This is a genomic window from Herbaspirillum sp. CF444 (assembly GCF_000282135.1).
GTDB lineage: Bacteria > Pseudomonadota > Gammaproteobacteria > Burkholderiales > Burkholderiaceae_D > Herbaspirillum.
Genome location: NZ_AKJW01000113.1, coordinates 40,656 through 64,919, shown reverse-complemented (window position 1 = coordinate 64,919; position 24,264 = coordinate 40,656). Strand labels below are relative to the sequence as shown.

The following is a 24,264-nucleotide window of genomic DNA, read 5'->3' as shown; positions in this document are numbered from 1 at the left end:
CGCAGGCGCGCAGCATGCTGCGCGAAACCCCTGCTACACCCTTGCCAGCACCCTTTCTGGGAAGAACGCATCTCACGCCTATTTATGAAATGAGTTCTAACGATGCTTTTTACGCAAAATCAGCCATCGTGGCGATTTGAAACGAATGATGCGCGAATACAGCCATATGTATGTCAGCACGAACAGGCCGCAACATATCATCAATGCCCATGTATGTCGCCATAACAAGGTGGCCGGCCCCACCGCCATCAGCGATAACAGCCACAGATAGGGAGATGTCAGGGAATTGCGACGCGTGAGGTTGCGGGCATCGCGCCTGCCGACGGCCCAGAGAACGAGGCGGCGGAAAATGAGGCTGTGCAAGTGAATGCCGTCGGGCATCCCCGGCGACTGCCCGCGCAGGAAAAACCGGCGATACGCCGAAAACAAGGTCTCGAAACATGGATAGATCAGCAAGAGCGCGGGATACCAGCTCGATACCTGAGGGTTGCGCATGACCAGCAGGATGGCCAACTCCCCCAGCATGAAGCCGAGAAAATAGGCGCCGCCATCCCCCATGAAAATGAGGCCAGCCGGGTAATTCCAGATGAAGAAACCGGCGACGGCGCCGGCCACCAGCAATGCTGCAATCAGCACGAAGGAGTCGCCCACCTGCAGCGCGACGTAGCCCAGGGACAGCAGCATGCAGAGCGCAACAATGCTCGCCAGTCCATTGAAGCCGTCGATGATGTTGATGGCATTGGCAATGCCTGCCACGGCAAGCACGGTCAGGGGCAGACTGATCCAGGCATAGTTCAGCATCCAGCTTCCCGAGAGCAGATCGATACGATCGATGCGCGCATCAAGCAGCCAGAAGCCCAGCAAGGCAGCAGCCATGGTCAGGAACAAGCGTCGCCTCGGGCTGACGCTCTTGGTGAAATCCTCGACGATCCCTCCCGCAAAGGCGACACAGGAGCAGGCAATGATCAGCGCCATGCTTTTTGCAATATCGGGTTGACGCCATACGGAGTATGCCCCGCCGCAGACAACTGCGACAAAAATACTCAATCCGCCGATACGCGGCACGGCATGAACATGCACCTTTTGCACGCCATCCAGGTCGGAATCCAGCATGCCGTCGTGCAAGCTCGAATACCTGATCACAAGCAGTGTCATAACGGCCGAGATAAGGAAGCTGATGAATAGCGATGACATGTTGGCTTGGCTGTTAACTGATTAATATTTATTATGCCGCGCATGCCCGGACGTCCGGGCCGTTTGAGCAAAAACGTGATTGATGCGGCGATTGAAGCACAATATCTTGCTGACAACGAAATTCTGGCGCAGGCCCGATTTTATCGCGACTGGGCGTTGAGCGGCAGATGATTCGACTTGCGGGCAAGCACTTTTTCAGCGCCGTAAATCATCAGCAAATTCAGAAACAAAGAACCGAAAAGCAAGTAGGACTGGGCGGGAACATAGCCGAAACTGGAAAACCGATAAGCAACGACTTGTGCAAGCAGCGAACACAAGATCAGGTTTTTCCCGCCCAGGCGGTAAACGGCGACGTCGATGACGGCGCCGATCGCCCCCACCAGAAGCATGCATCCGAACAAGAAGAGAAACGAACCCGAATAAAAACAGAATGCAATGACGCCGGGCAAGGAAATATAGTGATGGACCGTTGTATCCGCCTTCAGATAGGGAGAGTCGACCATATTCAAATCAAAGAAACTGGTGCTGTGATCCGAATATCTCTCCTGCCAGCCCTGTTTCCACAGATCCCAACCTTCTCTGCCTGAACTGGTCACCGCCAGCACGCCTTCCATGCCGACCCAGCGGTCGATAAAAAGCGATTTGCCCATGCCGTTGATCGCCTGAGCGTCATACCCTCCCCAATCTCGTTCTGACGAAAGTTCCCGCGCCGCATTTTTGAACGAACCGTGATAACGAAGATGATTGACAGACAAGACTGAACCCGCGAACAACAGCGCAAAAAGCAGGCAGATCCCCGCAATGAAAGGCAACCTGATCTTGAGCCTGTTCAGTTGGACGCTTCGAAGAAATCCGTAAAACAGCGCACTCCAGTTCAACACCATGCCACGGCTCAGCAATGATACGTTGGACGTGAACCCCTCGAAGATCGCGAAAGCCCAGCCGGTCAATGACTTTCTGCCGCCGGCGACATACTCGAAATGCAGGATGAGTGCGGCAAAGGAGGCCAGGCCAAACTGCAACAGCCATTTATAGACACCGCTCAGACCAAACGGCAAGATGGTTTCCGGTACTTGTCCTCGCTGATAAATACCGTACATGATATTGGTGATGGCGACACCGAGACACAGGATCGCGAATACGGCCAATACGGACTTCCTGTACTTGCAATAAAAACCATACAGTCCCGGCTGAGATATCGTTGCCGCAGGTTGTTCGTCGTAGCAAAAAACACGCTCCCGAATCAGGGAAACAACAATCAGTGCAAACAAACCGCATGAAGCCACCAGCAAGCCGCGGTCGAAGGCCGGCCCTGAGCCATCGAAATTACCGGTCTGCTCAATGAACCTCCCATGGGTAAATCCCACCCGGATGGTCAACTTGAGCCAGAAGCCCAGCCAGAACAGAACGCCGATGATGGTATCGAAATAGATCGCCTTTTTCCGGAATCCGAGCCACAGCAGATAGTTTGAAATGACGGTGAACAAGAGATAGATGTAGCCTTGCCCCGGATAGGCCTGGTAGGCAATCACAGCCAAGGCCAGCATGACAGCGACGAAAACGCCAAGCAGAATCCGCATGCATGGCGACGGCAAAATCTTATATTGCTGCATTGGCGCTCCTCGCACGCAATTTTGATAATTTCGTTATCAGCAGGCCCCACAAGAAGAAAATGAATACCCCTGAATACGGTTGCCGCATGCTGACTTTTGCCGCGTTGTCGATGATCACCAAGAACAGGACCACCAGGCTGAGGGACAACAACGCCGGCGATGCCAGGACCTCGGCACGCATTTGATACATTCTTCTGATGGTTACCCCGATGAGAAACAAGGTCGGCAATATCGCGATCAGTCCGAAGTTATAGACAAAATCAAGATAGTAATTGTGCGCACTCGGATAATGGCGGCGCTCGGGGGCACTACCGGCACCGAGCAATAGTGACTTGATGCCGGAAGTCACGCCATGGAGGTAATAGTCCCAATACTGGATTCTGCTTGCCACGCGCGCACGTACGTCCATCAGCGTCGCGGCACTTGGTTCTTCCGGCTGATCGATCCCCGTCATTGCGGACTGCTCGGCAAGTTTCCCTGCTCTGTACGCGGCTTCTTGCTGCATGAGACTGACTTCATGCCGACCGTATCCCCAACTGATCGCCGATGCCAGCACCAGCAGGACGACGGGCAATATGCTTCGCCTTCTCATGCGAATCCACGCAAAGACAAGCAATCCCAGGAAGAACAAAATACAACTCAACACCGACGACGATGCAACGACATACACGGCCATGCAAAGCGACAGTACTGACAAACCGATGTTGTAACGCGCGGTATCCCACAAATAAAACAAGGCAAGAATATAGGCGGCAACAAAAATCAGCGGCACATATTCGAGCGTCTGGTACACGGAGAAAAATCCCATTTCCGGGGACAGATAACCATGACCTGCGCACCACGTGTAAAAGAGCTGAACCGGCACGACGACGATCAATACCCAAAAGAACGCTTTCGCGTACGCGTCGTCGTTGACCACGTCTTTAGGTTCGAACACCTGTCCCAATACCAATGCAAACATGGGCAAGAGCAATTGAATCAGCAACAAAAATTTTGCCTGCTGCTGATCAGGGAAATTTTGCGTGAGAATAATCGCCGACATGATCATCAGCACGCACGTCATGAAGATGTAACTGAACGACAGAAATGCACGCCGATAAGTCCCAAGCAACACAATTCCTGAATAGCAAACCAATGCGGAAAGCGGAATCGGCAAATTCATCACGCGTCCGCCGGAATCATAGACCGCCGATTCACTATGAAATACGCCCTGGCCGATTTGAAAGAACAAGGGCAGCAGCAGCAAGGCCGCGATCGTCATCCGCAAAGTCTTTTCCACGGAAAGCGGCCAGACTTGCTGCCCCATGTTTTCCAGCTTCTCTTTCCTTGCACTGAAATAAAACATGTAGGCCAGGAGCGCGCTGGCCAAATACAAGCCGCTCAAAGCTTCCTGGCCGAACAGATAGAACGCAAAGGGAACTGCCGTAAAGATGAGGATATTCATCAGTACGTCGGGCCCGAATACGTCATGCTCAGTATCGTGCTGCAAGAGACGGAAACGTATTTTCTGAGCATGCACCATGATCACGCCGGCGATCATCGACAAGCCCGTCGTTTGCCAGAAAAAATAGGACTTCCCGGTCAGCTCAAGAATCGGAAGGCGGCCAATCGCGGCGGCCGTGATGCAAACACCCGCCAGCAGGGAGAATGACAATGTCCAGCGCAAGAAACGCGGCTGGTGCGGTCTTCCGCTATTTTGCTCGTGCAGCGCAATGCTGGCGCCGAGGGCATTGGCAAAAATCGATCCGATGGCGCCGCCGATTGCAAACGCCGTGAATAAATCGCCCGCGATTTCCTTGGAAGTGACCAGCAATATCAACAGGCGAAATACATAGACGGTAATGCCGATGATGGCGGTCGATCCCAGATTGGGAAGAATTTTCCGGAGGGCTCCTCTGAGCGGATTCCCTTCTTCTCTGCGCAGACCTGTCAGGAACTTCACGCTGAAGAGCAGCGGGACAGCCGCCCACAGCGACAGGCCCAGCAAGGGAAACGGAAAATCACCGATCAGCCACGCCAGCACGCCGAACAGAAGTGCCGATTGCAGAAGTACGTATTGCCTGGCTATGCGCTGCTCGCCAAGCCGCTCCATTTCGCTCAGATGAACCTCGCCTATCCACTCAATGCAACGGCGTGCGATCAGGATAATTGCAAAAAGCGGAGGTGCTCCGGCAACGCCGGCACTAAGCCAGTAGGCGGCCGCGGCAAGCGGCGCCATCAAGAGCAACCGGCCCGACATGACGGCATATGCCGAAACGCCGGAGGTCTTGCTGAGAATCAGGCTGCGCGCATTTGCCGAAAAAGCATAAAGCAATGCCAGCGTGGCGGCCTGAACAACCCCGACTTCGGCCGCCATCGCCTGATGGCCGGCGAGACCGAGTCCGATAAGGAGGGCGGTCACGGCAAACGTATTGGCCATGAACGCCAGAGGAAATGAGTAGCGCAATCTGTATTTCTTTCGTTGCCAAATAATTAATTATTTGCGGGACCCTGTTGGTATTTGGGACTGCATCCGACCAACTAGGTTCAACGATCGCCATGGCGACTAGGACTTAGACCACACGACCCGATTGATATAGTCGACATAGCTGGCGACAATACGAACGACCTGCTTCGATACGTCAGGATTTTCATAGTCGGCCACCGGCAACACGGGCCGGCTTTTGGCCGCTCTTTGGGAGGTGACGATATCGATGGCCTGGATCACGCGTTCGGCTTTCAATCCCGCCATGATCAAGGTGCCGACATCCATGCCCTCAGGACGTTCGTGCGCATTGCGTATCGTGATGGCGGCTAGATTGAGCAGCGATGCCTCCTCGGTGATGGTGCCGCTGTCGGACAACACGCAGCGCGCCTCCATTTGCAGCTTCATATAGTCGAAGAAACCCAGCGGCTTGGAAAACACAATGCGGGAATCCAGTTCCTGGTAACCGCTTTCTTCGAGGCGCTTGCGCGTTCTCGGATGCGTGGAAACAAAGATGGGTAATCCGTACCGGTTCACCAGCGCTTGCAAGGTCTCCAGCAAATCCTTGATGGACTCCGGGGAGTCGACATTTTCTTCGCGGTGTGCACTGACGACAAAAAACTGTCCGGCCTCGAAATTCAATCGCGAAAGCACATCGGAATTGTCGATTTTAGGACGATAGTGATCGATCACTTCGCGCATGTGCGATCCCGTCTTGATGATCTGCTCGGGCTTGATGCCTTCACCGATCAGATAGCGCCGGGCATGCTCCGTCAACACCATGTTGATGTCGGACAAATGATCCAGCACCTTGCGATTCAATTCTTCCGGAACGCGCTGATCGAAACAGCGATTGCCGGCTTCCATGTGGAATACCGGAATTTTTCGACGCTTCGCCGAAATAACCGCCAAACAGGTATTCGTATCGCCATACAGCAACAAGGCATCAGGTTTTTCTTGCGCAAACAAGGCATCTGATTTCTCGATCACGGCGGCGATTGTCTTGGCCGCCGAGTCGCCGGCGGCTTCCAGGAAAAAGTCGGGTTGACGAATCTCAAGATCGTTAAAAAAGATCTGGTTCAGCTCGTAGTCGTAATTCTGTCCCGAATGCACCAGCACGTGATTGAACTGACGGTCGCATTCGGCAATGACCCGGCTCATCTTGATCAGCTCAGGACGCGTCCCCACCAGGGTCATGACCTTAAGCATTGAGCGCCTCCTGGATCTCCGGCAACTTCAGCAACAATGCCTTGATGCCTTCCACGTCAAGACGCTCGGTATTGTGCGATGTGTAGTCGTCCAGCGCCGAAATCTGCGACTCGCCCTCAACGAAATACTTGTTGTAATTCAGATCGCGATTGTCGGCAGGCACACGATAATAGCGTCCCATGTCCGTCGCCTTCGCCATCTCTTCCCTGGAGATCAGCGACTCATAGAGCTTTTCGCCGTGGCGCGTGCCGATGATCTTGACCGGATTGTCGAGTTTGAACAATTCGCACAGCGCTTGCGCCAGATCGGCAACCGTGGAAGCCGGCGCTTTCTGCACGAACAAGTCGCCTTGCTCGGCATGCTCAAATGCATGCAACACCAGATCGACGGAATCCTCCAGCGACATCAGAAAGCGCGTCATGTTCGGATCCGTCACCGTCAGCGGCTGCCCCGCCTTCAATTGCGCGATGAAAAGCGGAATGACCGATCCGCGCGAAGCCATGACGTTGCCGTAACGCGTGGCACAGATGCGCGGACCATCGGCGGGAATGCTGCGTGATTTTGCCGTGACCAATTTTTCAGCCATCGCCTTGGAGATTCCCATGGCGTTGATTGGATAAACCGCCTTGTCCGTGCTCAATACGACGACGCGCTTTACCTTGGAGGCGATGGCCGCATTCAACACGTTTTCGGTGCCAAGGATGTTGGTCCGGATGGCCTCCATGGGATAAAACTCGCACGATGGAACCTGCTTCAATGCCGCCGCATGAAAAACAAAATCGACGCCGACCAGGGCCTGCGCCACGCTATCGTAGTTGCGCACGTCGCCGATGTAGAACTTGACCTTGTCATTGTTCAAGGCAATCCGCATGTCTTCCTGTTTCTTTTCGTCGCGACTGAAGATGCGGATTTCGCGTACGGCTGTATCCAGAAAGCGTTTCAGAACGGTATTGCCGAAAGATCCGGTACCGCCCGTAATCATCAAAACTTTATTATCAAACATACAATACTCAATTCATCCATGGTGAATAACAGCGCCCGCGCCTCAGCCTGTCCAGCCGCTGAATACATCAAAAATTTAGCACATTACTTTCCTGCCCCATAATACGCGTGCATGCTTGCAATCAGCTCCGGCCACTCAGGCGCCCGGTATTGCGCCGCTTCGGCAAAGCGATCCGCATTGAGGGAGCGGTCAATGACCAAGGTATCGTCGGGAATAATCTCGATCTGCTTCCCATAGACATCGGCGACGAGACGCAGCAGGTCGAATTTAGCAATCGGTTGTGCCGCGACGTGATACAGCCCCTGCAGTGCGCGGTTGGGAATCACCTGGTCGCGTACGATTGCCGCCATGGTCGTGGTCGGCAAGCCCGAAAAGATGGCCCGGCGGTATCCCTTGCATTGCCCCTGTTGCTTCAAGAACCAGCCGATCAGGCTGTAAGCTCCTTGCAATTCGTGACCGATGATCGATGTCCGCAGCGTAATCGCATTGGCGCCGCCGACTTCGCCCAGATATTTTGACTTGCCATACATATCGGCGGCGTCCGATGGCGCCGCTTCCGTGTAATGTCCGGTGGCGCCGCTGAACACGCAATCCGTACTGAAGTGCACCAGGCGGATGCCCTCCGGGTCGCACAGTTTTTTCAGACGATGCGGCAGCAAGGCGTTGATCGTAATCGCCTCCACCGGATCGTCGGCCTGCGCCAGTTGCTTGATCAAGCCAATGCAGTTGATCACGACATCCGGCTTGATCTTTCGCAATACGCCGGCCAGTGCATCATCGTCGGTAACATCGATGCCCGTCACCAGGCGCGATGCCGTATCGGCGGAAAAGAAACGCCCGGCGTCTTCCGAACGCACCGTTCCGAATACGTCAAGATCCGCAGCCTCGCCGAGCACGCGCATCATGGCGTTGCCCAGCATTCCCGTTGCACCCAAGACTAAAATTTTCATTGCATCTCTCCGGCATTGCCTGCCGCATCCGATAAATAACCGACGAGCTGATCGATCAATTTTTCCCGGTCAAAATATTGACGGGAAAACATTCTACCGTTACTTCCGAACTGCTCCCGCTCTTCCGGCGCCATGTCCGCCAGCTGTAACACGGCATCGGCCAAAGCAGCCGCGTTCTCTGCGGGCACCGCGAGCCCGGCCTTCGCTTCTGCGATCAAGCGTGCGCCTTCGCCGTTGAGGCTGGCAATGATCGGCCTGCCTGCAGCCATGTACGCCTGCACCTTGCTTGGGACGGTCGCGGCAAAAATCGGCTCATCCGCCAGCGTCACCAACAAGACCGATGCCTGCCGCATCAAACCGGGCATCGTCTCGACCGGAAAACGCCCCGGCAAATGCAGGTTGCTCAGCCCCCGTTTGTCCGCCGCCTCCGCCAGCCAATCCCATTTGCTGCCCTTGCCGAAGACGAAGAAGGCAATGTCTTCACGGTGCCGCAGCAATTCGGCGGCATCGGCAATGACGTCTACCGCTTGCGCTGCCCCCACGTTGCCGGCGAAAACAACGGAAAAGACGTGCGGCGGCAATGTCGGCAACGCGCCGTCGCCGCGAGGACTTTCGGCAACAGCATCACTAGCGAACATGGCATCTACCGAATTCGGATAATAAACCGCCGTTTTCCCAGGCGCGAGTCTCTCCACACTATCTTTAAACGCTGCCGACTGAACCAGCAATAAATCGGTATGGCGGTAAACAAAACCCACCACTTTTCCAACGCACTTCAGAATAAATGCATTCTTGACATAGCCTGTCGCCGCCAGGCTTTCGGGCCAAAGATCTTGCACCCATACCGTCACCCTGGTCCGCTTCAGAAAACCAAGAAACAGGGCCGGGAGCGCTTGCAGCAGCGGCGACGTCGCATAGACGAAAATGGCGTCATAACGGCGACCGCGCAACAACCAGGGGCCCAGGACGGATCCTGTGGCGATAAAGGACAGGTAATTCAGCACCAGCCGGATGGCGCTACGGCTTCCCCGCGCGACCAAAGGCACGCGGTATATGCCGACGCCTGCCCACTCTTCACGCTGGCAACCGCTCCCCTTGTAGCCGGGAAAAAATTTCCCGTCGGGATAATTCGGCTTCCCGGTCAGGACGTCGACTTCACATCCCCTGGCCACCAGCGCTTTCGCCATGTCGTTAATGGGAAAGCTTTCCGGCCAGAAATGCTGACTAACAATCAATACTTTCATTTTGGCTAATTCAAGAGATCCATGTCTGGCTCAAACAAATATCGCGGCATGCGGCAAAGGTCTTTTATTTGTGGCTCTTCAAAACGTAGGCGAGGAATGTTGCCGCATCTTGCAACGCCGATGGCGGCGACTCCTTGCCGATAAAACGTTTGACCGCGCGCGCGATGGAGATGGCAGATTCGGGATCGAAGGTTTGCTCCGGATCGACCACATCCCGGACATAATCCAGCTCGGACGCCAATATCGCCAATCCGGCCTGGCGCGCCTCAATCAGCGGCAAGCCGAACGATTCCATCGTCGACGGATAAATCAGGGCGGCTGCCCGGCCATATAGCTCCACCACCTTGTCGTGCGCGACAACCGATGTATTGTCGATACGCAGTCCGTGTTCCTTGGCCTGCTGCATTACCCAGGCGCACAGTTCAAGGAAATTGCCGTTATCGAGCGTCAGCGTCAGCGAAGGAAACAAACCCTCCTCCGCCAACAAGCACCAGGCCTCGATCAGACGCCGATGATTCTTGTGCGGATCCCCGGACGCCACGTAGACAAAGTCGATCTCCTTTGCCCCGGACCCGGCGGAAACCGCCGTCTTGCGCGCATAACCCGCAGGATTGGCCACAAACGGCATGATATGGATCGGCACCCGGCCCTTTGTCAACGCAGCCAGAGAGCGTTTCATCGACGGCGTCTGCACCACCAGCACATCCGCATTCGCGATGCGCCAATGCAACCAGAAACGCTCGGAGAAAAGGCGAAACCAGGTCCTGAAAGAGGTCGAATCCAGCTCGACCTCATCCACCAGATAGCGATTTTGCACGAAAACGATTGCGCAGCCCCTGGTCTTGAACAAGGGGGGCAGATTGCCCAGACACAGCAGGACATCGTCCTTCTCTACCTTGCGCCGCAACCAGATTTCAGAGAACAATCTTCCGACAATGCTCGGTGGAGTCCGTCGCACAAGGTTTTTCGAAGACACCGCATCCGGCAAAACGACGCGCTCATGCAATGACAATACGGATTGCGTACCTTTGGGCAACACAGCAAGCAAAGCATTCAATAAGGTGAGACCGCCGCCTTGATGAATATTCGAAGCGTGGATAAACAATTTGCGCGTCAAACCAGACTCCACATGAACTCATGGGCGTCAGGAAGCGAACCTGCCGTCATTCCGGCGAATAGGCAAACTGAGAAGATATTGATGATGACACTCCGGCACTAAGCAAAAACAAACGCAATTCTAGTGCATTACAGAATGATGACCGGCCATTTTCATGCCAAATGCCGACAAATGCGGCTCGGGTAGGCGGGCGTGCAACAAGGAAGCAGAAATCCCTTGCCAAGACAGCCGTGCCGCCACGCTGCGGGCCGTCGCATGAAAAGAGCGCAGGCCGAATAAATGTTATTTAAACAAGTATTTGCGCATCCGCCATTTCAACTTCGCCCAATGCTTCTCCAGATGGCTGACCAATGCGCCCCGCTTGCCGCTCAGGATTTTGGCGCGGGCCGCTTCGTCGAATACCCGGACATTGGCATCGCTGACGCCGCCAACCTCCATATTCACGGTCACGGCATCGAAAAAAGCCGCCCCGAGTGTGTCGCGAGGACGCAGCAACAACTCATAGTCACCGCAAATCTTGTAGCTGTCGTCAAACAAACCATATTTTTCAAACAATGCACGGCGATGCATGGATCCCACGTGGGCGACGCCCATGTATCTGCGAAATACCGGCCATTGCCAGGCATGTCCCACGACGCGAAGCAACTGCGCATCCCGGATAAGATTCACCTTCGAAGAGACATATTCCAGCGTGCCCGGCTGATGCGCTGCGATGAAATCGACGTAACCGGCGATTGCGTTGTCGGCATACGCATCATCCGCGCCCAGAAAGGCAATCCAGTCGCCGGTTGCCAGGCGGACGCCGCGATTCCATGCATCGTAGATGCCGGCATCCGGCTGGCTCACCCAATAGTCGATGGCGTGTTCATATTGCTTGAGGATGTCGATGGTGCCGTCCCGGGATCCGCCATCGACGACAATGTATTCGATGTTGTCGTAGGACTGGGAAAGCACGCTGAGAATCGATTTCTCCAGTGTTTTTTCGCCATTGAAAACGGCCGTAATAATCGTAATGAGCGGTTTGCCGCATGGCGCGCCGCCGACATTGCCGCCCGCTTCGGCTTGCTTGAAATAACCATTGACGCGCAAGCCTCCTTCGCCTTTGCGACCGGCTGCGGCAGGCAAGGCAAGACAGGAGCCCAATGCATTGCCCGCGTCGGACGGCTTGCTCCGGGTGAGGCGCCGCGTTGTGCTGAAGCGCGGATCAAGGCAGACAAATCCATTCATTTCGCAAATCTTTCTTTTTCCGTCATCAAGCGATTTGCATGTATTTCCCGATCCGCTCGAAAAATACAAGGTGCTCAGCTGTTTTTAAAGGCATTGACTGCGGCAATCACGCGCGCCACATCCGCATCGGTCATCTGCGGATGGCATGGCAAGGATAAACAGGTTTTGGCATGCTGCTCGGTGCGCGCCATTCCTTGCGGATCCAGCCTGACATCGACACACGGCTCCTGATGATGCACCGGGATAGGATAGTGAATCAGCGCTTGCACGCCATTCGCATTCAAATGCGCTTGCAATTCATCCCGCGCGTCGCAATTGACGACGAACAAATGGTAGACGTGCGCGGTCTTTTCCTGGGGACGGCTGAGCGGCCGGACCCGGGGATTGCCGATCCCGGAAAAATAGGCATCCGCGATATCTCGCCGGCGATCGGTAAATTCTGCAAGCCAATGCAATCTCGCCGACAGCATGGCCGCCTGGATCTCATCCAGGCGGCTGTTCATGCCGAGCTCGGGATGATGATAGCGAACGCTCTGCCCGTAGTTGCGCAAGCGCGCCGATTTTTTGGCAAGCGCCTCGTCCCCGGTCACCAGCATGCCCGCATCGCCTGGCGCACCGAGATTTTTGGTTGGATAGAAGCTGTACGCGCCGGCCCGGCCGAATGCGCCGGCCACTTGACCTTGCCAAGTCGCCAGATGTGCCTGTGCGCAATCTTCGATCAGCGTGATTTCATGCTCGGCGCATAGTGCACGCCACGCATCCATGTCACGCACCTGGCCATACAGATGCACCAGCAACACCGCTTTGGTCCGTTCCGAAATACACCGGCGCACGCTCTCGCGCGACAACAAGCCGGTGTCGGATTCGATATCGGCAAGCACAGGAATGGCGCCGGCCCTCGAAATTGCCAGCACCGTCGCAAAAGCCGTCATCGAGGTCGTGATCACTTCGTCGCCCGGACCGATCTCCAGCGCACGCAAAGCAATCTCGATGGCGTCCATGCCGTTGGCAACGCCAACTCCGTGCGCCAATCCGCAAGCATCGGCCCATTCGCGCTCAAAGCTTTCCAGTTCCTTGCCCAATACATACCAGCCCGAGTCGATCACTCGCTTGGCGGCCGCCAGCATGGCATCGCGAACCGCCTGCGGCTCGGCCTTGAAGTCGTTCATCAATATCATTTAGGTATCCAAATAGTGTGGAATATGCGCTTTATAGTATTCGATCGTGCGTTTGAGTCCTTCTTGCAAACCGATCTTCGGCTCCCATCCGAGCTCTTGCGATATCAGGCTGAAATCACTGTAGTAATCGCCGATGTCGATCGCCTTGCGCTCTGCCGGAAACGGCACCAGTTCATATTTGCCGCCATAGCCCAGTCCGACCAGCATGTCTGCCAGACTGCCCAGATCGATGACTTCCTTGCTGCCCAGGTTGTAGACTTTGCCGTTGGCATGATCGCTCGCGCCCACCAGCAGCAGCGCGTCGACACAATCATCGACGTAGTTGAAATCACGCAGTTGCTTGCCATCGCCGAAAACCTTGATCGGACCGCCTTCAATCAACGACCTGATCCAGATGCCCAAAAAGGTCTGGCGCGCATCCTTCACGCGCATGGCCGGCCCGTAGGTATTGGTCAGCCGCAAGGCGCACGCGCGAATGCCGTAGACGTTGTTGTAGAGCAGGTGATACCACTCGCCGGCAAGCTTGTTGATGCCATTCACGTCAACAGGACGGATAGGATGACGCTCGTCGACCGGCAGATAGTCCGGCTTGCCGTATAACTGACGGGTACTCGCGAAGGTGATCTTCACGTTGCTATTGGCCGCCCGGCAGGCTTCGAGGATAGTGAGCTGCGCGGCGGCGTTGATGTCCAGGTCGGCGCGTGGATTCGTCATCGAATCCATATGGCTGGTCTGCCCCGCCAGATTGAACAAGTAATCCTGATCCCGCACGAGATACGCCATTGCATGAGGATCGCGGACATCGCTGATATTGCAGTCGATGCGATCGCGAATATCCGCAATGTTGAACAGGTTGCCGCCGTATGTCGGAATCAGGCTGTCCACCAGCGTGACATGCGCACCAAGGCCAACCAGACGTCGCGCCAGATTCGAACCGATAAAACCGATTCCTCCGGTAATCAATACGCGTTTGCCGTTATAAGGACTGGTATTCATTGAACTCCCCTTTGATACGCCGTCTGATGTTGCGCAGCGGCGTCTTCCACGACACCACCTTGGTTGCGTTGCCCCTGTCGAATCCGGGCAGGACCGCACTTACTTCGCGCCTGGCCTCGGCCAGGCCCTGCACGTAAGGCCGGTACAGCAATTCCCTGACGGATCCGGCCAGCCGATAAGCACCTAGCTCAAGCGTGCCGTCGGCATATTGCTTGTAACCATGGAAATGGTAAAACACCAGCATGGCATCGTTCGCATGGAGTGCGCCGTCCGCGACATGAACATCATATTGCTGCACATTCCATGGCGCGACGCCGCCGCCGATATGGCGCAGGGCATGGACTCCGTCAAACCGTTCCAGCCAGTCGTCAAGATACTTCTGATCGCCGAACTTGCCATCTTCCACGCGGTTGTAGCACCATTCCAGGCATCGGTCCTGCCACCACTGAAGCACGGTCAATCCGCGCGAGTCCGACTTGAATGTCATGAATTGCACGCAATAGGTACCCGATGCCGCCGACTGATCGTATCTGGGCGTGTAGCGATGCGAGGTGATCAATACGGATGCCCCGCTCTGCGCGAACTCCTGCAGCAACAGCGATGGCTTGGCGTAAAAACAAAGATCGGCATCGAGATAAGTCACCTCGTCAAGCCGATACGTGTCCAGCACGTGGCGAATGACATGCGGCGTACATGTCCAGCAGTATTCACCGGCGCTGCGCTGCGGTTTTACCGCCAGCAAACCGGCCGTTTCAAATTCGCCGAGCGGTATGGCGACCAACCCGGGCAATGCCAGCTTGCCCAACGCCTCATAAGCCAGGTCGTCAAAACAGACCGCATATAACGTGAACTCGTCCCCCGTCCTGACCAGCGAGCGGTATAACACCAAAGCGCGGGTCAGATAGTTGGAGTCAAATAGGGTACAAAAATTATGCATAGATATTTCGGGCGTTCATTTTCGCCTCATTACGACGTCGCATGATTAATGGCGCTGTCCTCCGGGGAATTCTGCGCCCTGGATTGCCAGTGCCTGTGAAATGAAAAATCAAACGTCAATACCGCCGCCAGATCATTCCTCGATACTCAAACGGGAACATGCGGATTCCAGTCTGCACGTACCCGTCTCCGCCCAACGCCTCAAAATCGGCGATGAGATGATAGTCAGCCGAGAAACGCCGCACCAATCTTTCACTACTGAGCAAGGCGCACGGATAGCTGGCCTCGTAAATCGATGCAGGCACCTCTTGCACGCATATCCAATCATCCTGCCGGGCAATGAACGGGGTCCGGTCAATCAGGACATAAGGAATGGATGCCGCGACGACACTATCCAGGATCTGATCCGCCTTTTCCAGATACTGCAACACACTGGCAAATAAAACGACATGCGGGCGATGCTGCGCGAGGCACTCTTCAATTGAAAAGAAAAATTGCAACTCATCCGTTGCAAATGCATCGCGACCACGCTGAACGAACTTCTCTTGCTCGACCACGCACCAGGTCAGCGCTACGCTATCCGGCAAGAAATGCTTGCATTGAAAGTAACTGCTGCCAAGAGAACCGCCGAAATCCAGCACGGTCAGCTGACCGCCATTCTCCACCGCCACCCTTAACAGACCGGCAAGCAACGGGAAAGAGTGATGCACTTCGTCAAACAGGACAGAGTCCCGCTCGTATATCGCCTTGCCGGACTTCACCTGCATCAGCGCATTGCTGACCTGTTCCAGTATGCGGCTATCGTCGTATCCTTTGGAGGCGCCGGCAGCGGCTTCCCAGGAAGCAAAATGTCCGACAAAACGAATGCGCGATCTCGAAAAAAAATGCCGTATCGCCATTGCTCCCGGAGGAATGCAATTTTTGAGCAGCCGCTTGAGTGATTTTCCGATCATGCCAGTCTATGCCACCATGAGCGAAGTTTATTCAAGATGCGTTGTCCAAGTGTTTTTCTCAGCGACAGGAAATAGACACGGATTGCTTCGTAGGCAACGACACTGGGTTCGATCGGGATTCCCCCGACCGGTATGGCTGTTGTTGCGATCTCGCCGCTAAAATCATCCGTATTGCCGCCATGCGTGCCGGTCCGGTCATGCCCGATATTGTGAACCAGGCTGACCCCTGGGTACAGCGTCAGCTTGTTCGCGAGAAATGCACTTGCATACCAGCGGATTGCCCAGGAATTGACTTTGCCTTCGATTTGTTGCTGCAGCATTTCAGCATATCCATAACTGCCCTCAAAATCAAAAGTCGACACTTCTCCACCGGCGAGCAAGGCATCCTGCAGCTTCTTCGCATCCGACTCAAAGAAATCCCAGCCACGCTTCCACGTCGCCCACCCCCAACAATCCGCACCGCGCAAGAAAAAAGTCGACGGCAGACGTGAAGCGGTAGGATAAATGTAGCCGTGAATGCTGATGACCTGATCGACAAACTCATATTCGTCGAGAGCGGCATTCATGTATTGCAAGAAATGGGGGGAGGTGACCAAATCGTCTTCCAGTACGATGACTTTTCCGTATTGGGCACAAATCATTCCTACTCCGTCAATGACGGAATTTGCCAATCCCATATTCCGTTCGCGTTCAATCAAGGTCACGGATTTAAAACCCGTCACCGTGCGCACGAAATCCCTGACATCACTCACCGCAGGCATTGCGCCCGCATCTTTTGCCGCATCGGAAAAAATGAACAAGTCGCTTTTCTCGGCGAGCAGATTCTTTTGCAGGGCAAGGATCGTCTGCCGGGTATGATCCAACCGGTTATAGACAAACAGGACGATGGGGGCAAGGCTAGCAGTCATCATAAGACCTTAGCTTCATGCCGCACGCAGCACTGCTCGGAATATCCACGTGTTGAACGTCTTGGCAAACAATGTGTAGCCATTCTCTTTCATGAACTTGTACAGTTCATTGTTCGCAGCATCGTCGAGACTGCTCTCCAATGCTTCGACCAGCACGCATGAGGGGCGATACAAAGACCAGTTGTTGGACTTCAACACTTCAAAATCCAACCCCTCGACATCGATCGTCAAAAAATCGATATGCTGACCGGCCGGCAAATGCTCGCTCAAAATTTCGTCCAGCCGTCGTACCGGAACCAGTATCGTGTCGATGACCTTGTAGGACGTATTGTCGAGCCGATCCTGAACCAGCGCAGCATCAAAGCTGTTGAGCGCAGGTTCATCGAACCGGTAGTATTTCAACACCCCCTGTGTCTCGGCGACACCATATTGCAGATTGACATCCGACTTTCGGCAACGCTGAAAAACTGAAATGGCGTCGGGATTCGGCTCGATATTGATCCCTCGCCATCCTCGACGATAGAAATATTGCGTGTTCGAAAAACGAGATGGATGGTGCGCCCCGACATCCACAAAAAAACCTTCGCGTTTGCCGTCAAAGATGCGGCGCAAGACCATGTCTTCGCCTTCTTGAGAATAGACCCGCACTCCGTAGACGTCGCTGAATCGGGCGCGCAAATGAAACAGATGCTCCCTCAGTTTTTGGATGATTGTCATTTTTCGCGTATGTCTTTTCTGTCCAGATAACGTATCTGCACAATGCCTTCTCGGTACCGCATGTCTCTCGTGTTCATGCCAATACGGTTGGATAGTATGTGATCTTACCCGGTGCCTGGTCTATCCGAGCCGTCCCGGCGGAAGATCAAGATTGATCATTACTCTCGTTTTTTTCCCCGGGAAGATTCATTGCCCGATACAAGGAACTGTTCTGCAGCAGCTCGGCGTGTTTTCCGCTGGCGACGATCTTACCATCCTGCATCACGTAAATAACGTCGCAATGCATGATCGTCGTCAAACGATGCGCGACGATAATCAGCGTCTTGTTTCCGGCAAGCGCCTGGATTTCATCCGAAAGTTCTTTCTCCGTAATATTGTCCAGCGCACTCGTGGATTCATCGAAAATGAGAATCTGCGGATCTCGATACAATGCCCGCGCAATCCCCAGACGTTGCTTCTGGCCTCCCGAGAGACGCACTCCGGCCTCTCCGACAGAGGTATCGACTCCTTCAGGCAACGCATCGACAAACGCACTGAGATTGGCGACTTTAAGCACCTCGTTGAGCTTGCTACGGTCATAGTCATGCGTGAACGTGACGTTGAAGGCAATCGATTCGTCGATCAGGGCGATTTGTTGCGGCACGTAGCCGACATAACGTCGAATTGCATCGCTTGAATACGGATCCACCTCGATATCATCCAGCAAAAAACGTCCGCCGGCCTTTTCCTGAAGACCGGTAATGACATCCAACAGCGTACTTTTCCCGGAACCGGAAGCACCGACGATACCCACGGATTGCCCTTTCCGTATTGTTATCGACAGATCGCTGATGATTTCCTTGTCCGGATAACTGAACCGCAGATGTTCGATCTCGATTTTCTTCTCAAACGGGATGTCGAGATGGACAATCTCCTGACGGCTTTGCGCGAGCGTCGAATGAAACTCCGCCAACTTGTCGAGATAATTCCTCGAGTAACGGAACGTACTGTAATAACCGGTCAAACGTCCAAATGCCGGCAACGCCCGCAAGGCGCTCAACGCCATCAGTCCCAACACCGGCAGCATCTTTTCCATGCTGATGCCGGAGCGCATGAACAGCACCGCAGCAAAAATAAAAGCGGTAATCATGACGTATTCGATGCTCACGCGTGGCAGAGCACTAGCGAAACTATTACGCCAAGCTATTTCCCGGGTCTTCTCCGAAAGTTCCTCAGTTCGCTCATAGAACGTATTTCCCAAACCCATGATCTTGGCGTCTTTAATACTGGAAACCGTTGCATAAGTCCATCGATGGCGAGCAGCATCAATCAGATTCTGCTGCTTCCCATAACGCACGATTCTTTTGATGATCAAAAGATAGAGCACCACCACAATCAGAATTATGCCCCCTGCGATAATCATCGTTGCCAACGGTTGCACATAGACTGAAATGCAAAAGAACAACATAAAGAAAATGAACTCGTTGACGATCCCGAGCCACGCCTGAAAACTCAAGACAACCTGGGATGAATAAGAATAGTTCATCCCCAGCAATTCAGATGGCGCGCGACGTAGAAAAAAATCATAGCGCGCCGTCATCAACATGCCGAACAACTCTGTTGTCAGACGATGAGCAATTTCGGCCAAGCCCTTATATTGCAACTTATTGAGAAGAAGTATGCATATTGTCTTTAACGAGAAAAATACCAGCAAGCAAAAACTAACTGCATACATGAATTGTTCATGGGAGTTGAATCCAACGATCTCATAAAACGCACGCAGATAGCGATGGGAATCAATAACCTCTGGCTCGGCAATGAGCTTTAAATAGGGAAAAATAATAGCGATCCCAGCAAGATCAAATACCGATAATAGAAGAGCACCGATAAGGAATGCCGCAATTTTGCGCCGGCCAATGAATTTGAACAGAAACTTCATGCGACCTTCTTAAGTTTGTCGCCGAGGCCTCCTGCCGGCGTATTCAACTCGCTGCCATAGATTGCCCGGACAATCTTCGCAACCTCTCTTTTGAAAAACTCGGTTTTCCGTTCGAAGGACACCTGCTCAAAAGTAGACGGATTGACCTCGTCGAATAAAGACTTACTGCCATTGACGGCAATTTTATTAAGCAAATTTCGCGAATGCAGATGCCCCGCTCTGTTCCTGCAATCTCGAATTTTCGCCCTATCAGGCCTGATGGCACAGACAATCCGCCTGAATGCACGAGCGATGAACGTACGGCTGAGTTCGCGAGCAGAAAAGCTCTCGGAAATATTGATCAGCGAACGATAATATTCGAATGCAGACCATCGATAAGCCTTGCGTTTGTGAGCAGTGCAACGGTTGCATACTTTTTGTTTCTCAACTGCCGAGGATTCTTCAGAGACGCCATAGGCGCTCATGGGGATGCAATATCCTTTGAACTGCCCGCCACAAGATACGTAGACCACCTCGTTGCCGGCTTGCTGCAAAGCTTCGAGGACCAGCGTCTCCGAAAAGGCATGTGTCCAAATAGCCGAGTGTGGGGCAAATGCAAATATTTTCATCTTAAATTATTTAGCAGTAACTTATCGCAAATGAGATGCATCGATTTCAAGAGGGGTAATCGTCATATTGAGTGTTCTTACCAAAATAGAAGCGCCACACTCACGCTCTTCACATTCACTGCACCTAGGCAGGCAACCATTATTAAAGAGGCGACGGGCGGTTTGGATTTGGCCATTGAGTGCCCCTCAAGAGAAGCTCGCGCTGCCAAATTTTGAGTTAATTTGCCAGAGATCGTGTCTGTGTCGGCGCATTCATATGCCGCTCCTGAGTTCGCTCCAAAAAACCAGCGCCAAGCGCCCCCTGAACCGACTCAAGACGAGAGGCCAGACGGTAGCGGGCCAGCATATCCGCAAAATTGTCCCCTGGATTGAATTCGCTGCACAATAATTCGCGCGCCCCATTGATACGCAATGCATTGAATTCCTTTTGCAGCGGTGAATGCTTCCAGTTTTCTGGACGATCCAGATATTCCGCAACAACAGCGCGAAGTTCCTCAGGCGTGTTTTCATGAAACTCATACTCTTCTTCAGGAGAAAAGCTACTATGACCTCCCCACGCCAACTGAGGCCATTCAAAAGGGGAGAGAAAACGTTTTAGCTTCTTTGAGTAGACATGTTTGAACAATCCCAGGTCGCTTTGCTTGGGAGGGAAAGCAAGCAACCAGCTGCACATGTTCACTACCAGCATCGGGCGTTGAAACAACATTGCCAAATCCAGGATCCCGGACAACATGCCAATGTAGAAACGACATTCCTTGATCAGATACAGATCCATCATCGCGCTCTTGGCCGCCGTGAACGGATAGTCGATGACACGCTCCATCTGGGGCAATCGCGTCATGGATGCATCCCCCATACGCACAACCCAACCACCCCTACGAGTAATTTCTTTAATTGCTTCGAAATAATTTGCAATGGTGGCATTTCGTGATCCCGATGAATCATGATCACTGTAATAGCCGCCCTCCCGGACGTGTAAACAGACAAACCAGGCATCTGCCGGAAGGCCCATGTCTCGCCTCAGAATGCGCGCCTGCTTCTGCTGGCTTTCCGAAAGCGAAATATCAACCGGCGCTTCCATTTGGGCAGTCCAGTCATAGGCGCTAACCACATCCCACGAGAAATTCTTCATCGTACCTTTCGGTTGCCATAAGACTTCCTGACCAGCCATTGGAATCGTAAGTTGTTCTCGAAGAGTGATTCCCAACAGCCTTATCGTCACAATACTGATCGCACGAAAGAAAGCAAAATAGAGTGTCACACCCCAGCATATGGGGACATACCAAAAACTATCTTGTAACCGAGATCTATATTCGGTTTGCAATTCAAGCAATGCTCGATTGTTATGGAGCTGCAAGTGCAAACGACCGGACAGCGGATACGGCAGAATAACCAGTAGCTTTTTCTTTTCTCGACGTGCCTTTAACAGACCGAAATAGATCTCTTCACCGCAAGTACCGATTGCAATCGGATGCGGAATTAATATAACCGTACCGAGTCGCTTGCCAAGCCACTCCAAAAAACGATGAAAAATTAACATTCTCTAATGCACTTTCCAGTTCAAATATCTGCGATGCCAACCGCCATGTCGCTGCTATGCGAATAACTATCTGCCCCTGGTTTAAGCAGAAGTCGTCGCATTTCCCCTGGAGGGATCTTCCTCCAGCAACTGCAAAAGCACATGATGAAGCACCGCATCATCCGCCAAACACATATCCTGCCAGACGCGCTCATTCTGAGGCGAAAAAGAAGTCGCCTGAAAGTCCCGGTTCGCTTGCTTCCAACTCGCTACGGTGCCGATATCACGGTGATATGTCTGATTCAGATAAGTGTTGATTCGTCCAGTCAGCAACGGAATCACTTGTGTACTGATATCCAGGCCGTCTCCTCCCGTCTCTGCCATCAATCGGATTACCGATGGTTCGAATATATACACTGCGGCATTGGCAAGATTGCTCGGTGGATTTTGCACTTTCTCATGAAAAGCGGACACCACGCCGCGTTCATCGCACTCGACAATCCCGCAGGAGCGAGGATCGTCCGTCTCGAACAGCATCATGGTCATTTCCGTCGAGGACGGACGACGACGGTGGGCATCGCAGAAAGCCGGTACATTGAACAAGGTCAAATTATCGGCATGCGCGACGAGTACGGACTCGCCCGCAATAAATGCCTGATTGGCGACGATTGTCCCCCCGGTGCCCAACAAATGCGATTCGTGCACAAACCGGACATAAGGCGACCAAGTGCTCCGATTGACATACTCCACGACAAGCGGCGCCAGATAGTGCGTATTAATCAGAATTTCTTTGAAGCCGCTACTGACCAGAGCCTCAAGCCAATAGTCCAGCAATGGCCGACCGCCTACAGGAACCATGCATTTGGGAACGTAATTGGTCAGAGGACGCAGTCTTGTGCCAAAACCCGCAGCCAACAGGAGTGCGCGCATCGTGCTACCCCTTTAGTTCCGACGCCAGATCCGCAGGAGACAACGGAATATTGCCGACACGACCAACCTGGCATGCCGCGGCGATGGAACCTAAATACATGCTTTGCCAAACGTCAGCACCGACTGCCATCGCCAGGGAACAACATGTCAGCAAACTATCCCCCGCGCCTGCCGAATCCTTTGGTGCCGTATTGAACGCAGGGAGACGGTCCGTCAGCCATTCATCTCCTGTCGGATCCGCGACATGCGCCATGATTCCTTCCGCGCCAAGCGTCAGAATGATGTTTTTTGCGCGCGCTTTTTTACGCAATTTTTCAGCCAATACCACCAGTCCTGAATTGAAATCGCGAACAGCCAGGCGTGCCTCACGTTCAGTAGGCGTGAGCAACATCGTATTTTTAAACCGCGATACATCGCCCATCTGGGAGGACGATTGACTATCGGCCACCATCGGTATTTTTCGACGCCGACAAAAATCCACCAAATCATCCACCATGCTCTGCGGAAGACATCCGTAATTGAAATCGGAAAAGATAACCAGATCCGACTGCGACAGGGCGGCTTTAACCTCTGTTGCGAACTGCAAACTAAGTTGGTGATGGATATCGTGCTGACGTAAATGACTGACACGCAACAGTGTCTTTCCCGATGCCCTGTAGCGCTGTTTTAAGGTCGTTGGCCGGCTGTCATCCTCAAATACTTCCGCGTACACGCCGTACTCATGGAGTTTGTCTCTCGCAAATTGTGCTGCCGCATCTTTTCCCGATACCGTGAAATAGCGCACATCGGCACCCAGTTCCCGTGCGTGAGAAGCAACGATAGCGGCCCCGCCGATGAAACGTTGCGTCTGTATCGGTGTGACGACCAAGGTAGGATCCTCCTGCGACATCCCCAGGGGATCGCAAGCGATGTATTCATCGACGATCAAGTCACCCAACACCGTGACGCGAAGTCCCTTGAATTTATCCATCGTCGCTTGCATGTCGGCACGAGAAAAACCATGCCTGGCAGGAAAATCCATCGGCAGTGAAACAGAAGACAGGTTCGCCTCTTGGATTTCTCGCTTGAGCAAGTCGATCGAAGAAAATCGCATTTCACCGGAACCGAAGAGCAGCTTGCCGCCATAACCATTCACGGCACTCTGTTCGGGGTTTTCCTTCGTTTCATGCTCCTTCCCCTTGATCACGATTGCAGGCTGCAATTGCGCGATAAACTCCTCAGGGGAAACTCTCAAGATAAAAGCGTAATCGACGAAACTGATGGCGCGTACGCCATCAAGCCTCAACTCTTCCTTTAACATGATCGTACCGTGGGCGTGATTATCCGCCACGCCGACCACCAGAAAATCGCCACATTCAGCGGCAAAACGCAGCAGGCGCAAATGTCCGGGGTGGACCGTATTGAAATTTCCGGAAACGAAAACGATACGCTTGCGCGAGCCGGCCTTTTGTCGAATCTCGGCCACAATATCTGTAACGGCGCCGGTCATTTCAACTCTCCCGCGAGAGAGAGAAGCTTCACATCAGCAAATATTGCGCTGTCTTTTCTTGTCGCATCATAGGACTCCCCGGCGATGATCC

The 24,264-nt window shown here is 53.5% G+C and carries 20 protein-coding genes; all 20 read right to left on the bottom strand.

The window, feature by feature from the left end:
- Positions 1-96: 96 nt before the first annotated feature.
- The 20 genes from PMI16_RS23210 to PMI16_RS23115 all read right to left on the bottom strand — a co-directional run bounded on the left by PMI16_RS23210 (position 97) and on the right by PMI16_RS23115 (position 24,173).
- Entirely contained in the window at positions 97-1,194 is a 1,098-nt protein-coding gene (locus PMI16_RS23210; RefSeq protein WP_007884141.1) for an MraY family glycosyltransferase, read from the bottom strand.
- A 140-nt stretch (positions 1,195-1,334) separates the two neighbouring features.
- On the bottom strand, positions 1,335-2,807 hold the full coding sequence (locus PMI16_RS23205) for a hypothetical protein (protein WP_007884140.1): 1,473 nt from the start codon (positions 2,805-2,807) through the stop codon (positions 1,335-1,337).
- Positions 2,794-5,253, bottom strand: coding sequence for an O-antigen ligase family protein (locus PMI16_RS23200; RefSeq protein WP_237719935.1), 2,460 nt, complete (start codon positions 5,251-5,253; stop codon positions 2,794-2,796). The genes PMI16_RS23205 and PMI16_RS23200 overlap by 14 nt, the downstream gene beginning before the upstream one ends.
- 99 nt (positions 5,254-5,352) lie before the next feature.
- A complete protein-coding gene (wecB, locus tag PMI16_RS23195; protein WP_007884138.1) occupies positions 5,353-6,480 on the bottom strand; it encodes a non-hydrolyzing UDP-N-acetylglucosamine 2-epimerase in 1,128 nt (375 codons plus the stop codon).
- A complete protein-coding gene (locus PMI16_RS23190) occupies positions 6,473-7,483 on the bottom strand; it encodes a polysaccharide biosynthesis protein (RefSeq protein WP_007884137.1) in 1,011 nt (336 codons plus the stop codon). Before PMI16_RS23190 ends, wecB begins: the two co-directional genes overlap by 8 nt.
- Before the next feature lie 83 nt (positions 7,484-7,566).
- Positions 7,567-8,433: a dTDP-4-dehydrorhamnose reductase family protein gene (locus PMI16_RS23185; protein WP_007884135.1), complete on the bottom strand. Its 867-nt coding sequence runs from the start codon at positions 8,431-8,433 to the stop codon at positions 7,567-7,569.
- On the bottom strand, positions 8,430-9,677 hold the full coding sequence (locus tag PMI16_RS23180) for a glycosyltransferase family 4 protein (RefSeq protein WP_007884134.1): 1,248 nt from the start codon (positions 9,675-9,677) through the stop codon (positions 8,430-8,432). Before PMI16_RS23180 ends, PMI16_RS23185 begins: the two co-directional genes overlap by 4 nt.
- A 64-nt stretch (positions 9,678-9,741) precedes the next feature.
- Positions 9,742-10,794: a glycosyltransferase gene (locus PMI16_RS23175; protein ID WP_007884133.1), complete on the bottom strand. Its 1,053-nt coding sequence runs from the start codon at positions 10,792-10,794 to the stop codon at positions 9,742-9,744.
- Positions 10,795-11,076: 282 nt separating this feature from the next.
- On the bottom strand, positions 11,077-12,090 hold the full coding sequence (locus PMI16_RS23170; protein WP_237719934.1) for a glycosyltransferase family 2 protein: 1,014 nt from the start codon (positions 12,088-12,090) through the stop codon (positions 11,077-11,079).
- A 5-nt stretch (positions 12,091-12,095) separates the two neighbouring features.
- Positions 12,096-13,199, bottom strand: a complete 1,104-nt coding sequence (locus PMI16_RS23165) for a DegT/DnrJ/EryC1/StrS family aminotransferase (RefSeq protein WP_007884131.1) — start codon at positions 13,197-13,199, stop codon at positions 12,096-12,098.
- On the bottom strand, positions 13,200-14,195 hold the full coding sequence (locus PMI16_RS23160; RefSeq protein WP_007884130.1) for an NAD-dependent epimerase/dehydratase family protein: 996 nt from the start codon (positions 14,193-14,195) through the stop codon (positions 13,200-13,202). It abuts the gene before it with no gap.
- The gene (locus PMI16_RS23155) at positions 14,176-15,000 is read right to left on the bottom strand and encodes a hypothetical protein (RefSeq protein WP_202801663.1); all 825 of its coding nucleotides are present in this window, start codon (positions 14,998-15,000) and stop codon (positions 14,176-14,178) included. The genes PMI16_RS23160 and PMI16_RS23155 overlap by 20 nt, the downstream gene beginning before the upstream one ends.
- Positions 15,001-15,247: 247 nt before the next feature.
- Positions 15,248-16,084 (bottom strand): methyltransferase, TIGR04325 family, encoded by an 837-nt coding sequence (locus PMI16_RS23150; RefSeq protein ID WP_007884123.1) that lies wholly within the window; start codon positions 16,082-16,084, stop codon positions 15,248-15,250.
- Positions 16,081-16,995, bottom strand: a complete 915-nt coding sequence (locus PMI16_RS23145) for a glycosyltransferase (RefSeq protein ID WP_202801662.1) — start codon at positions 16,993-16,995, stop codon at positions 16,081-16,083. Before PMI16_RS23145 ends, PMI16_RS23150 begins: the two co-directional genes overlap by 4 nt.
- Positions 16,996-17,007: 12 nt before the next feature.
- Positions 17,008-17,709, bottom strand: coding sequence for an FkbM family methyltransferase (locus PMI16_RS23140; protein WP_007884117.1), 702 nt, complete (start codon positions 17,707-17,709; stop codon positions 17,008-17,010).
- Between the two features lie 145 nt (positions 17,710-17,854).
- Positions 17,855-19,627, bottom strand: coding sequence for an ABC transporter ATP-binding protein (locus tag PMI16_RS23135; protein ID WP_007884116.1), 1,773 nt, complete (start codon positions 19,625-19,627; stop codon positions 17,855-17,857).
- The gene (locus tag PMI16_RS23130; RefSeq protein ID WP_007884114.1) at positions 19,624-20,235 is read right to left on the bottom strand and encodes a hypothetical protein; all 612 of its coding nucleotides are present in this window, start codon (positions 20,233-20,235) and stop codon (positions 19,624-19,626) included. The genes PMI16_RS23135 and PMI16_RS23130 overlap by 4 nt, the downstream gene beginning before the upstream one ends.
- A gap of 217 nt (positions 20,236-20,452) precedes the next feature.
- The gene (locus tag PMI16_RS23125; RefSeq protein ID WP_034381997.1) at positions 20,453-21,775 is read right to left on the bottom strand and encodes a TIGR04372 family glycosyltransferase; all 1,323 of its coding nucleotides are present in this window, start codon (positions 21,773-21,775) and stop codon (positions 20,453-20,455) included.
- Positions 21,776-21,856: 81 nt separating this feature from the next.
- Entirely contained in the window at positions 21,857-22,684 is an 828-nt protein-coding gene (locus PMI16_RS23120) for a nucleotidyltransferase family protein (protein WP_007884111.1), read from the bottom strand.
- Between the two features lie 4 nt (positions 22,685-22,688).
- Entirely contained in the window at positions 22,689-24,173 is a 1,485-nt protein-coding gene (locus PMI16_RS23115; protein ID WP_007884110.1) for a PfkB family carbohydrate kinase, read from the bottom strand.
- Positions 24,174-24,264 lie beyond the last annotated feature (91 nt).

What these genes read in the sequence shown, in the direction of transcription:
- PMI16_RS23210 (WP_007884141.1), bottom strand. Translation starts at nt 1,194, where the DNA reads ATGTCATCGCTATTCATCAGCTTCCTTATCTCGGCCGTTATGACACTG.
- PMI16_RS23205 (WP_007884140.1), bottom strand. Translation starts at nt 2,807, where the DNA reads ATGCAGCAATATAAGATTTTGCCGTCGCCATGCATGCGGATTCTGCTT.
- wecB (WP_007884138.1), bottom strand. Translation starts at nt 6,480, where the DNA reads ATGCTTAAGGTCATGACCCTGGTGGGGACGCGTCCTGAGCTGATCAAG.
- PMI16_RS23190 (WP_007884137.1), bottom strand. Translation starts at nt 7,483, where the DNA reads ATGTTTGATAATAAAGTTTTGATGATTACGGGCGGTACCGGATCTTTC.
- PMI16_RS23185 (WP_007884135.1), bottom strand. Translation starts at nt 8,433, where the DNA reads ATGAAAATTTTAGTCTTGGGTGCAACGGGAATGCTGGGCAACGCCATG.
- PMI16_RS23180 (WP_007884134.1), bottom strand. Translation starts at nt 9,677, where the DNA reads ATGAAAGTATTGATTGTTAGTCAGCATTTCTGGCCGGAAAGCTTTCCC.
- PMI16_RS23165 (WP_007884131.1), bottom strand. Translation starts at nt 13,199, where the DNA reads ATGATATTGATGAACGACTTCAAGGCCGAGCCGCAGGCGGTTCGCGAT.
- PMI16_RS23160 (WP_007884130.1), bottom strand. Translation starts at nt 14,195, where the DNA reads ATGAATACCAGTCCTTATAACGGCAAACGCGTATTGATTACCGGAGGA.
- PMI16_RS23150 (WP_007884123.1), bottom strand. Translation starts at nt 16,084, where the DNA reads ATGATCGGAAAATCACTCAAGCGGCTGCTCAAAAATTGCATTCCTCCG.
- PMI16_RS23145 (WP_202801662.1), bottom strand. Translation starts at nt 16,995, where the DNA reads ATGATGACTGCTAGCCTTGCCCCCATCGTCCTGTTTGTCTATAACCGG.
- PMI16_RS23140 (WP_007884117.1), bottom strand. Translation starts at nt 17,709, where the DNA reads ATGACAATCATCCAAAAACTGAGGGAGCATCTGTTTCATTTGCGCGCC.
- PMI16_RS23135 (WP_007884116.1), bottom strand. Translation starts at nt 19,627, where the DNA reads ATGAAGTTTCTGTTCAAATTCATTGGCCGGCGCAAAATTGCGGCATTC.
- PMI16_RS23130 (WP_007884114.1), bottom strand. Translation starts at nt 20,235, where the DNA reads ATGAAAATATTTGCATTTGCCCCACACTCGGCTATTTGGACACATGCC.
- PMI16_RS23125 (WP_034381997.1), bottom strand. Translation starts at nt 21,775, where the DNA reads ATGTTAATTTTTCATCGTTTTTTGGAGTGGCTTGGCAAGCGACTCGGT.
- PMI16_RS23120 (WP_007884111.1), bottom strand. Translation starts at nt 22,684, where the DNA reads ATGCGCGCACTCCTGTTGGCTGCGGGTTTTGGCACAAGACTGCGTCCT.
- PMI16_RS23115 (WP_007884110.1), bottom strand. Translation starts at nt 24,173, where the DNA reads ATGACCGGCGCCGTTACAGATATTGTGGCCGAGATTCGACAAAAGGCC.